8 protein-coding genes are annotated in these 11,474 nt (G+C 60.4%); 5 read left to right on the forward strand and 3 right to left on the reverse strand.

Annotated features, from left to right (window positions below):
• The first annotated feature begins 6 nt into the window (after window positions 1–6).
• Window positions 7–756, forward strand: a complete 750-nt coding sequence (locus AF70_RS19155; RefSeq protein WP_007941346.1) for an ABC transporter permease — start codon at window positions 7–9, stop codon at window positions 754–756.
• A gap of 61 nt (window positions 757–817) precedes the next feature.
• The gene (locus tag AF70_RS19160; RefSeq protein ID WP_019649016.1) at window positions 818–3,187 is read left to right on the forward strand and encodes a hypothetical protein; all 2,370 of its coding nucleotides are present in this window, start codon (window positions 818–820) and stop codon (window positions 3,185–3,187) included.
• 50 nt (window positions 3,188–3,237) lie between these two features.
• Here AF70_RS19160 and fdhA read toward each other — a convergent pair whose 3' ends face one another.
• A complete protein-coding gene (gene fdhA, locus AF70_RS19165) occupies window positions 3,238–4,437 on the reverse strand; it encodes a formaldehyde dehydrogenase, glutathione-independent (protein ID WP_019578605.1) in 1,200 nt (399 codons plus the stop codon).
• Window positions 4,438–4,827: 390 nt separating this feature from the next.
• Between fdhA and AF70_RS19170 the strand changes: the two genes are divergently transcribed.
• The 3 genes from AF70_RS19170 to AF70_RS19180 all read left to right on the forward strand — a co-directional run bounded on the left by AF70_RS19170 (window position 4,828) and on the right by AF70_RS19180 (window position 8,688).
• On the forward strand, window positions 4,828–6,090 hold the full coding sequence (locus AF70_RS19170; RefSeq protein ID WP_028940838.1) for a serine hydrolase: 1,263 nt from the start codon (window positions 4,828–4,830) through the stop codon (window positions 6,088–6,090).
• Window positions 6,091–6,207: 117 nt separating this feature from the next.
• Window positions 6,208–7,545, forward strand: coding sequence for an alginate export family protein (locus AF70_RS19175; protein ID WP_028940837.1), 1,338 nt, complete (start codon window positions 6,208–6,210; stop codon window positions 7,543–7,545).
• 39 nt (window positions 7,546–7,584) lie between these two features.
• Window positions 7,585–8,688, forward strand: coding sequence for a polyamine ABC transporter substrate-binding protein (locus AF70_RS19180; protein ID WP_028940836.1), 1,104 nt, complete (start codon window positions 7,585–7,587; stop codon window positions 8,686–8,688).
• Between the two features lie 91 nt (window positions 8,689–8,779).
• Here the strand turns inward: AF70_RS19180 and AF70_RS19185 are convergent, their stop codons facing one another.
• On the reverse strand, window positions 8,780–9,391 hold the full coding sequence (locus AF70_RS19185; protein ID WP_028940835.1) for a TetR/AcrR family transcriptional regulator: 612 nt from the start codon (window positions 9,389–9,391) through the stop codon (window positions 8,780–8,782).
• Window positions 9,392–9,608: 217 nt separating this feature from the next.
• Complete coding sequence (locus tag AF70_RS19190) at window positions 9,609–11,384, reverse strand: sigma-54-dependent Fis family transcriptional regulator (protein ID WP_019578610.1); 1,776 nt, start codon at window positions 11,382–11,384, stop codon at window positions 9,609–9,611.
• Between the last annotated feature and the right edge of the window lie 90 nt (window positions 11,385–11,474).

The raw sequence follows: 11,474 nt of genomic DNA on the forward strand, positions 1-11,474 counted from the left end.
TCTGTCATGTCCTTGCCAAAACCGAATTGGGGATGGGCGTCTCTGCCATTCCTGCTGTTGATCTGGATGGCCCTGGCCAGCCGCTTTCCCACTTACATCCTGCCGCAGCCATGGGATGTTGCCCGCGAGGCTGTGCGCTGGCTGGGCGACAGTTCGCTGTGGCAGCACCTGCGGGCCAGCGTCCTTGAAGAGGTTGGCGGCTTTTGCGCGGCGGTGGTCGTTGCGGTGCTGCTGGGTACTGCCGGTGGCCTGTCCTCGCGTTTTCGCGATTTCATCTCGCCGCTCAACAGCCTGTTCATGGCCATCCCGCCGATCGCCTGGGCGCCGCTGATCATGATCATTTTTGGCTTGGGCTATGTCTCCATCGTGTTGGTGATTTTCATTGCCGCGATGTTCCCCATGGCCGTGACCATTCAGGAGGGCGTGCAGAGTATCCGCGGCGGTGAAGTCCGTGCGGCACGCACCTTGGGCGCCAACCGCTGGCAACTGCTGGCCCACGTTTACCTGCCGGCCTCGCTGCCCTTCGTGACGGCGGCGTTGCGCATCGGCTTCAGCCAGGGCTGGAGGGCATTGGTCGCGGCGGAAATGATCGGTGCGTCCCAGGGCATCGGCTGGATGGTGTCGACGGGTGGGCAGATCGGCAACAGCAGTCAGGTGCTGCTGGGCATTGTCGTGATCGGCCTGATTGCCTGGCTGATGGAGAGTTTTGTGTTCAGGCGTATCGAGCGTCATTACCAGAAATGGCGAGTGCAGTAAGCATCGTCATTTGACTTCAACCCCCTTCAAACCTTCAGTGGACCACTGCACGAGGTGTCATGTGAGTAACGTTTTCGATCCCCGCGAAGCCGGGTATTACATTGCCCCTCAAGGCCTCTACGAACGCAACAAACAACGCCCGTTTCTGGGCAGCATCCACTGTGATCGTGACACGCTGATTGCTGGCCAATGGGATGAAATCACCTTGGTCTACGAGGTCGGCGGCAGCGGCCTTGCGGACGGCGCCTGGCTGAAACTGGCCTTCAAGTTCTACTCCGACTGGGCCTTGTTCCAGACCTCGAATCCGACTGGCCCCAACTATGTCAGCGCCGAATATCAGGCAGGCGAGCTGGTCCCTGGCCAGAGCCAGGCCTCTGTGCAGCATCTGAAAGTGCGCTTCGACCAGAAGGGGCATGAACGGCCGTTTCAGAAAGCGATCATCATCGACATCATCGACGGTTACCTGAATCCGGGAGACAAAATAATCATTCGCCTGGGCGATCGTCGTCAGGGCGGCGCGGGTACGCGGGTGCAGAGTTTTGTCGAGAAGGACTTCCGTTTCCGTTTGTTCATCGACCCGCTGGGCAGCTCGAAATTTGCCGAGGTGCCGGGTGACCCGCTGCTGAACATCGTGCCGGGACCGGCGCAAAGCGTGCAGTTGATCGTGCCTCGCCTGGTCAGCGCGGGTGAGGCGTTCGACGTACTGCTCAGGGTGGATGATGCCTGGGGCAACACCTGCCGCAACTTGCCGCTCCAAGGTGTCCTGACTCTGGTTGATCCCGAAGGGGGGGAGCGACAACAACCGTTCACCCTGGCGGCTGAAGGTTGGGCGACTGCCCGGCTTGAGGGTTTTGATCTCGGTGCGGTGGGGGAGTGGCGCTTGTCGGCCGAGGTGGCGGCACCTTTTGTGCGTGCCGCTCGGGCGTTTGTCACTGTCGATCCGGCCGGCACTGCATTGCGCCCGCTGTACGCCGACCTGCATGTGCACTCCGATGACACGGTGGGCACCAACGACACCTTGTACAACCTCAGCTACGGTCGCGATGTCGCCGGGCTCGATGTCCTCGGTTACACCGCCAATGATTTCAATATCACTGAGCAGCGCTGGGATCAGGCGGTCAACCTGATTCACGAACTCAATGAACCAGGACGATTTGTTTGCTATCCCGGCACCGAATGGTGCGGCAACTCTTGCGCGGGCGGCGACCGTAATGTGGTGTTCCTGCATGACCGCAAACCCGAGTTTCCCTTCGACAATCAAGGTCGGCTGGTGCGTTCCTTCGAATGGAACGAATTCACCGCCGGCACCATCAAGCCGGGTGCCTGGCCGGTGGATGAGTTGTATGCCGCCTATGCCAAGGACCCCGAAGGGCATTTGATGATGCCTCACGTCGGTGGGCGCCGTTGCAACCTCGACTGGCACCATCCGGAGCTGGAGCGCCTGATCGAGGTCGGCTCGGCCTGGGGGCAGTTCCATTGGGTCTACGCCGAAGCGCTTCAGCGTGGCTATCGAGTGGGTGCCGCGGCGAACAGCGATGAGCATCAGGGGCGTTGTGGCGGTGGTGTTCCGGCCACGGCGGTGTTCGGCTCTCGCGGCGGGCTGACTGGCGTGGTGGCCGAGGCCTTCGATCGAGCCAGTGTTGGCAAGGCACTTCGCGCCCGTCGCACTTTTGCCACCACCGGCGAGCGTTCATTTGCCAGCCTGCGCCAGGGCCAGCATTTCATGGGTGAAGTGTTCACCGCCGATGCAAATGCCACGCTGGACTATCGACTGCTCGGAGAGGCGGGCTGGGAGCAGGTCGATCTGTTCGATGGCGACAAGCTGATCTGGTCGCGCAACCTGCATCAGGAATTGGGTTTTTCCAGCCAACGTATTCGTCTGCGCCTGGGCGGCGCAAGGATCAAGGACCGTTATCGCGGCGCCTACTGGACCGGCGAGATTCGCGTGACGGGTGCGGTCATCAACGGCTTTCGCGCCTTGGGTCTCGATCACCCCGAACAAACTGTATGGCGCAAGGATGCAACGGTTCTGGCCTTTCGCACCGACACCAACGGCGACACCGACAGCATCGAAATCGACTTGTCGCAATTGGCCGGCGCCACGCTGCAGGTTCATAGCCGCATCGATAACTACATCAAGGTCGGCGACCCGTCTGAACCGCAACCTTACGTGCATGCGCCGACGGTGGTGATGGAGTTGTCCGGCGATGAGTTGCTGGTGCAATCGCAAGTGACCGAAGAGCTGCCGGGCGCGGAGTTGAAGGTGTCCCTCGAAAGGACAACCGCTGCGCCGCTGCCTCGTGAACTGCAAGGGCAAATCGAGCTTGCCCGATTGAATCTGGAGCAGGGGCGTGAACATCCATTGTTCATCTGCGCCCGGCAGCGCGATCAATCCCGAGTCTGGACCTCGGCGCTGTTTCTAACGTTATAAACGGCCATAAAAAAGGGCAGCTCAAAGCTGCCCTTGTCCCAACCCATTCCTTAGGCTGCGGTAAACAGCCTGTGCGGATCCATGACGAATTTCTTCGGCGCCCCGGCATCGAACTCGTGATAACCACGCGGCGCGTCGTCCAGGCTGATCACCTGCACGCCGACGACCTCGGCAATCTTGATCCGGTCCCACATGATCGCCTGCATCAGCTGACGGTTGTACTTCATCGTCGGGGTCTGGCCGGTGTGGAAACTGTGGGACTTGGCCCAGCCGAGGCCGAAACGGATGTTCAGGCTGCCATGCTTGGCGGCTTTGTTGACCGCACCCGGGTCTTCGGTGACATACAGACCGGGGATACCGATATTGCCGGCGACCCGCACCACGCCCATCAGCGCGTTGAGCACATCGGCCGGGGCCTCGTGCTGCGCGCCGTCATGGCCGTGGCCACGGGCTTCGAAGCCGACCGCATCGACCGCACAATCGACTTCCGGCTCACCGAGCAGGTTGGCGATTTGCTCGTGCAGCGGAGTGTCCAGGGTGAGGTCGGCGATCTCGAAGCCCTGGGCCTTGGCATGCGCCAGGCGCAGCGGATTGACGTCGCCGACTATCACCACCGCCGCACCCAGCAGACGGGCGGAGGCGGCGGCAGCCAGTCCGACCGGACCGGCACCGGCGATATACACCGTGCTGCCAGGGCCGACACCGGCGGTCACCGCGCCATGGTAGCCGGTCGGCAGGATATCGGAGAGGCAGGTCAGGTCGCGGATTTTCTCCATTGCCTTGTCGCGGTCGGGCAGCTTCAGCAGGTTGAAGTCGGCATACGGCACCAGCACGTATTCGGCCTGGCCGCCAACCCAGTCACCCATGTCCACATAGCCATAGGCACCGCCGGGGCGCGCCGGATTGACCGTCAGGCAGACGCCGGTGTGCTGCTCCTTGCAACTGCGACAACGGCCGCAGGCGACGTTGAACGGCACCGATACCAGGTCACCGATCTGCACGTTTTCCACGTCACGGCCCTTCTCGATGACCTCGCCGGTGATCTCATGGCCAAGCACCAGCCCGACCTGGGCCGTGGTCCGGCCACGCACCATATGCTGGTCGGAGCCGCAGATATTGGTCGAAACCACGCGCAGGATCACGCCATGGTCAATGCGCTTGCCGCGCGGGTCTTCCATTTTCGGATAGGGGATGGTCTGCACCTCGACCTTGCCTGCGCCGAGATACACGACACCACGATTACCAGACATGATTTCACCTCGCTTTTGTTGTTGTGAGAACACGGCCCTTGTACTGCGAAGGGTCGCGCGGCCTTACAGTGCGGCGGTAAATGTCTTGCGTTTGCGCGTGAATGCAGATGGGTTGGAAGTCACCTTCCAACGATGCGTGATAAGCAGTCATCGTATTGATCCTACGCCTGGTATCAGCACCCTGCGAGGGCATTTAGCACCCAATTACCCCCCCGGTTGGCAGGGCTGTCGCAGGAGTAACGGGCGCTGAACGCCGTGTTTGCCCCCCCATCAAAGCACAGCGCTAAAAATATTTTTATCTGATAAATGTTTTATTGACTAAAAAAAAATACCGGGTAATTATTTCCCTGCATCTGCTTTCACGCAGAGTCATTTTGCAGGGGAAACCCGATGAGTCAGAACACCGTGCCGTTGCTGGCCAGTCTTTACATCGAGACGAATGAATCGTCACTCCACAGGCGCTTGGCGCCTTTGTTTATGCAGGGTTCTCCGGCCGAGCCGAAACGCCGCGTCACCTGGAACAACTGGATGCGTCCACCGTTCAATCAGTGGGGGTTCCGCAATCTGGCGCGCCTGCGTCCCTCCATTGATGTGGAGGCGGGTGGCGGACCGGTCAGCGTCTTGAAGGAAGCGCCACAAGCGCTGGATCAACTGCACTTCGACAGTGAATGTGGCTTGAGCGTCAGTGTCATCGATCATCTGGTGGTCAGTCAGACCGACGCCTTTTTGGTGATGCAGGGCGACACCGTGCTGTTCGAGCGTTACTTCAACGGCCAGCGTCCCCGGGACCGGCACGTCATGTTCTCGGTGACCAAGTCGCTGATCGGCACCCTGGGGGAGCAACTGGTCTGCGATGGCATCCTCAATCCGGAGTTGCCGGCGGCGTTTTACGTGCCCGAACTGTTGGGTAGCGCGTTTGGCGATGCCACGGTGCGCCAGCTGTTCGACATGGCCGTGGGCATCGACTACAGCGAAGTCTATGACGATCCCAACTCCGAGAGCTCGCAGTACGGCTATGCCTGCGGTTTCCAGCCGGCACCTGCGCAGTACGCTCAGTTCGAGTCGCTGTATCAGTACCTGCCGTCGCTGAAAAAACGCGGCAGTCACGGCGGCTTTTTCCATTACGTGACCGCCACCACCGAAGCCCTGGCCTGGGTCATGGAGCGCGCTTCGGGCAAGGCTTGCAATCAATTGCTGCAAGACATCTGGAGCCAGTTGGGGTGTGAGCGCGACGGCTACTTCATGGCCGATCCTTGGGGGCGTAGTGTTGCCGGTGCCGGTTTCAACGCCACCTTGCGAGACATGGCGCGGTTCGGTCGGCTGCTGGCCAACGACGGTCGCCATGATGGGCTGCAATTGCTGTCGACCGAGACGGTTGCACGCATTTGCGCCGGCTCCGATCCAGCGATCTACGCCAAAAACTCCGAGTTCTCCCAATGGACCCCTGACGCTTCCTACCGCAGCCAGTGGTACGTCTTCAACGACCACAGCCAGGCGATCATGGCCGGTGGTATCCACGGCCAATACCTGTTCGTCGATAAGCCGTCCGGTGTGGTGATCGTCAAGCAGTCATCGCTGACCGAGGCTGTCAGCCCGTTCGATGCTGACAGCGTGCGCCTGCTGCGTGCCATCGCCGCGCACCTTACTCACTGAAACGCCTCATAACGACAAGAAGTTTGCGACCTATTCGCCTGGCTCGACCAGGTGTTGGCGGCGCTTTGCGCCGCCATTCACTGCCCTGTAACAACAATAATCACACAGGAGCTTCATATGGTTCTCATGACGCGTTTCTCTCGAACGCTCTTAGCGGTCGGCTTACCCCTGACCGCCCAAGTCGCGCTGGCGGGCTACACCTTCGAGGATGGCAACCTCAAGGGTGAGGTTAACTTCACTGCCGGCGGTGCGACCCTGTCCACCCGTAACGTCAACTTCGGCAGCGGCCGCGTCGATGCGCGCAGTGGCAAGAATGGCGGTACGAAAATCGACTGGCAGGAGCTCTACGTCAAGCCCGGCGTCAAGCTGGAATACTCCCTGCAGCCAGACTTCAGCCTGTTGGCCGGTGGCTCGCTGGTGGCGGCGTCCACCTTTGGCGACGGCGATGCCGGCGGCTTCACCCGCAGCTCTGATGGTGATGTAGCCACCGAAGAACTCTACGGTGGTTTCCGGGCCGGGGAGTGGACGCTCACAGCCGGTCGCCAGAACTACATGATCGGGACGGGTTTCATCGTCATGGACGGTAACCTCGACCAACTCAAGGACGGCGCCTACTGGCTTGGCCCCAGAACCGCCTTCAAGGATTCGGCCATTCTGGCCTGGGATCATGGCGCATTGAAAACCCAGGCCTTCACCTTGCGGGTCGATGACGATCTGGGTGACTTCCGCATGACCGGCGCTAACCTGGACTACAACCTCGACGACCAGGTGACACTGGGGGCCATGGCGATGAAGGTCAATGCGCTGGGGCCCAAGGGCAGTACACTGCCACGACGCCGGGACGGGATGCAGGTGTACAACGTGCGTGCGTTGAAGGCCAAAGTACCGGGCGTGCCGGACCTGACCCTGAATGCCGAATACGCCGTGGAACGGGGCAGTGGTGAAGGCGTGGATTACGATGCCAACGCCTGGTACGGTCAGGCGGATTACGCCTTCAACACGTTGCCGCTGACCCCGGTGATCGGCTATCGCTACGCCAGTTTTTCCGGCGACGACAACCTCGCCGACAACCGGCAGAAAGCCTGGGAGTCACTGAGCAAGGGCTTCGTCGACTGGAGCACCTGGCTGGTGGGGGATGTCGTCGGCAACTACCTGCTGTTCAACAGCAACGAAAACGTCCAGCAGTTCTCGCTCAAGACCCACCTCAATGAAACGCTGACCCTCGGCGCGATCCACTATCAGTTCTGGCTGGACGAGAAAAACTACATGGGTGCGCAGGTCAGCGATCGGCGCTTTGCGGACGAGAGTGTGGTTTTCCTCGACTGGACCCCGACGCCGTCGTTCTATACGTCGCTCTCCTATAACTGGGTCAAGCCGCTGGCCGCTGCCAAGCAGGTGTTCGGCGATGACCAGAAATTCAGTGCGCTGGAACTGTACTTCACCTACCGCTATTAAGTGCCGCGAGCCTTCGCGGCCGCGCAGGAGTGCTTCACCATGAACACGTTTTTGCGTAACACCTTGTTGGGCGCTGTAGTGTCGTTGCTGGCCAGCGGTGTGTGCCTGGCTGAAGAGCGCACGGTGCGGATCTACAACTGGATCGAGTATCTGCCACCTGAGGTGCTCAAGAGCTTCCAGGAAGAAACGGGCATCCGTCCGGTCTACGACGTTTTTGACAGTGTCGAAACCCTGGAGTCCAAACTGCTGACCGGCAATTCCGGGTATGACGTGGTGTACCCCGGCAGCGCCAACCTGAGTCACCTGATCGCCGCCGGTGCCGTCCAGCCGCTGGACCGCAACCAGCTGCCGAACTGGCGACACTTGGACCCGGAGTTCATGAAAACCCTGGAAGCTGCCGGTGATACGGGCAACCGTTACGCGGCACCGTACCTATGGGGCACCACGCTGATCGGCTACAACGTCGACAAGGTTCAGCAAGTCTTGGGCGCCAATGTGCAGATGAACACCTGGGACATGATCTTCAAGGAAGAGAACCTCGCCAAGCTGGCCAGTTGCGGTGTCGGTTTCCTCGACGCGGCCAATGAAATCGTGCCCATCGCCTTGCACTACAAGGGCCTCGACCCCAACAGCCAGAAGCGCGAGGACTACCCGCAGGCCCAGGCGGCGATGATGAAGATTCGCCCGCACATCACCTACTTCAACTCCTCACGCTACGGCATGGACCTGGCCAACGGTGACATTTGCGTAGCTGTCGGCTGGTCGGGTGGTGTGGCGCTGGCCAAGCAACTGGCCGATGCGGCCGGCAAGGGCGTCAGGGTGGAGATGGCGTTACCCAAGGAAGGCGCACCGATGTGGTCGGATGTGATGATGGTGCCGGCCAACGCCCCCCATACCAAAGAGGCCTATGAGTTCATCAACTACATCCTGCGCCCTGACGTCATTGCCCGGATCAGCAACAAGATCGGTTACCCCAATCCGAACAAGGACGCCACTGCACTGGTGAACGCCGAGATCCGTAATAACCCCAACATGTATGTGCCGGACGAAGCGCGCAAAACACTGTTCGCTCTGCAGCCCATGCCGGCAGCCGTGGAGAGGATCCGCACCCGCACCTGGACCACCATCAAGACCAACCGCTGATCATCGTGGCCCGGCGTCGTGACGCCGGGCTCGCCAGCAATGACGCGTCTGGGCTATAGCATGCAGCCAGTCTGGGAGGAGGCTGGCGTTCTCAGGCCCGCATTCCGTAAAAGAGCAGCTCGGTGATACGCCTTACCTGGGCGGAGTGTGACTCGATGTCCGGCTGCTCCTGGTTGACCAGCCTGAACAACTGCAGGTGTGAGTAGTCGTTCAACAGGAAGGCGGCCAGGTCGACGTTGAGGTCGGCGCGTAGCTTGCCGGCCTGTTGCAGTTCTCTGAGCAAACCGCTGATTTCGGCCCTGAGCGCATCGTTCATGGCGCGATAACCTTCGGGCAGTCCGTTATCACCACCAAATAGAATCAACGGCAGCAGTTCACGCCAGAGACTGGGATGCATGACTTCCAGGGCGTAACCGGTCAGCAGGCGTTCCAGGTAGCACAGGGCCTCGACCGGATCTTCTATTTCAGGGATCTGGTTGCGGGTGTCCTTGAGGGCGCGCTGGTCGGCGTCGTGCAGGATTTCCAGGATGATTTCCTGCTTGTTGCCGAAGTACTTGAACACGGTGGGCGCCGACACCCCAGCCTGGTTGGCGATCTGTTCGATGGTGGTGTTCTGGAAACCTTGACGCTCGAACAGTTCGATCGCTGCCTTGCTGATGGCTTGGCGTCGTTCGACTTTCTGACGTTCACGCAGTCCGCTCACGGTTGATCCCTTGTCGCTATGAATAAAGGGGGCGCATGTCGCCCAATCATCCATGCAAAATACTTAATCGGGTAAAACTTTTAAAGCGCTAATTTCTGTAGTGCGCGTTTATCCCGGAAGCGAAAAGTCTCGTTGGCTGATGGCGAGAGTCCTCAGGCTTAATAGTTAATTTCATTAATCTTTTAAGCGCTGTTCACCATTCATTGACCCGCCTGAATCAAGCCGATGCCTGTCGGTATTTTTTCAGTCGATAGGCAAACTGCGCACGACTCAAACCCAGCAGTCGCGCGGCAGCGGCCAGATTGCCTTGGCTTTTTTGCAGCGCTTCATCGATCAGGCGCGACTCCAGCCCTTCAATGGAGAAGCCGTGTTCCAGGCGAGCCAGGGTCTCCAGCAAGGCAGGGCGAGGCTGTGTGCCGGCGGGACTCTGGTCGGTTGCGGCGAGGCTGCCATTGTCGTCCAGAGAGTACGCATCCTGCGGCATGGGTTCGTTGCGAAACAGGTGGATCAGATCAATGGCTTGGCCGTCTTCGCTGGCGATCAGGCCGCGCTCCACCAGGTTCTGCAGTTCCCGTACGTTGCCGGGGAAGTCATAGCGCAATAACACCTTGAGTGCGCGCATGGTCAGGCCGGCGGGTTTGCGGGCGTAGGCCTGACAGAAGCGCCGCAGGAACGCGTTGACCAGCAACGGAATGTCGTCGCGACGTTCGCGCAGCGGTGGCAGCACGATGGGGTAGACATTCAGCCGGTAGAACAAGTCTTCGCGAAATTCTCCGGCCGCCACGGCTTTGCGCAAGTCGACATTGGTGGCCGCCACCACCCGGACGTCGACCTTGATGGGCTGGCCACCGCCGATGCGCTCGATCTCTCGCTCCTGCAATGCACGCAGCAACTTGCCCTGACCCGGCAGGCTGAGGCTGGCGATTTCGTCGAGAAACAGCGTGCCGCCCTGGGCGCGCTCGAAGCGTCCGGGGCGCGAATGGGTCGCGCCGGTGTAGGCGCCGCGCTCGACACCAAACAGCTCAGCCTCGATCAGATTGTCCGGGATGGCGGCGCAGTTGAGCGCCACGAAAGGTGCTTGATGGCGTGGGCTGAACTGATGCAACTGACGGGCGAACAACTCTTTGCCGACCCCTGACTCACCGCTGAACAACACCGTGGCGGGCGTCGGCGCCACGCGCTGCAAGGCGAGGGTCGCGGCATTGAAGGCCGCGCTGGCGCCAATCGGTTTTGGTCCGCCGGGTTTTTCGCTGTCGTCATCCTGGGGGGCGGGCGCCGGGGCTTGAGGCTGTTTGGGTGCGGCACTTGAGGGCGAGGCGGTGAGATAACTCAGGTCCTGCTCGACATCGCCCCATTGCTCGGCGGTCTTGCCGATCACCCGGCAGCTCTCATGGCCCATGCCCCGGCATTCGGTTTCGCGGAAGATCACCAGACGACCGAACAGCCCGCTGACATAACCGATGGCATAGCCCAGTTCGGTCCAGCACACCGGATCCTGGCCGATCCCGTAGGCGGCGATATGTTCGTCGGCCTCACAGGAGTGGTGCCAGAGGAATTCACCTTCATAGAAGCCTGAGTCGGCGTCGAATTTGAAGTGCAGGGGTTCGACCTTGGTCATGCCTTCGAGTGTATGCAGACGCGTGCCGGCCGAGAAAACCGCCGCGGCGTCGGCGTCTGGCCAGCGCTCGCGGATCAGCCGCGCATCGCGCGCGCCGGAGAGATAGCCGGTGCGGGTAAACAGGCCGCGGCTCTGTTCCAGTCCCTGGCGCTCGATAATTTCTCGTCGCAGCGCGCCGAAGGATGAGCTGTGCAATAGCAGCATGCGCTGGTCGTTGAGCCAGATACGTCCGTCAACAGGGGAAAAGAACAGGCATTCGGTCAACTCGGCCAGGGTCGGTGAGTTGCCTTCGGCCAGTTGGGTACTGTCACCTCGGGGCGAGAAATGCTCCTCCTGCACGGCAAGATGAGGAAGCAGCGAATGGGGATTGTTCATTGTTATGCCCCTGAGCGAGTCGACTGATCGAAATGATCAACTAGCAAAACAGTTATTAAACATAACTTTATCATTTGGACAAGTGGCGAG

Source organism: Pseudomonas sp. KD5, assembly GCF_012932895.1.
Classification (GTDB): domain Bacteria; phylum Pseudomonadota; class Gammaproteobacteria; order Pseudomonadales; family Pseudomonadaceae; genus Aquipseudomonas.

Coding starts and splice junctions, on each gene's coding strand:
- AF70_RS19190 (WP_019578610.1), bottom strand. CDS start 11,384: ATGAACAATCCCCATTCGCTGCTTCCTCATCTTGCCGTGCAGGAGGAG.
- AF70_RS19155 (WP_007941346.1), top strand. CDS start 7: ATGTCCTTGCCAAAACCGAATTGGGGATGGGCGTCTCTGCCATTCCTG.
- AF70_RS19175 (WP_028940837.1), top strand. CDS start 6,208: ATGGTTCTCATGACGCGTTTCTCTCGAACGCTCTTAGCGGTCGGCTTA.
- AF70_RS19180 (WP_028940836.1), top strand. CDS start 7,585: ATGAACACGTTTTTGCGTAACACCTTGTTGGGCGCTGTAGTGTCGTTG.
- AF70_RS19170 (WP_028940838.1), top strand. CDS start 4,828: ATGAGTCAGAACACCGTGCCGTTGCTGGCCAGTCTTTACATCGAGACG.
- fdhA (WP_019578605.1), bottom strand. CDS start 4,437: ATGTCTGGTAATCGTGGTGTCGTGTATCTCGGCGCAGGCAAGGTCGAG.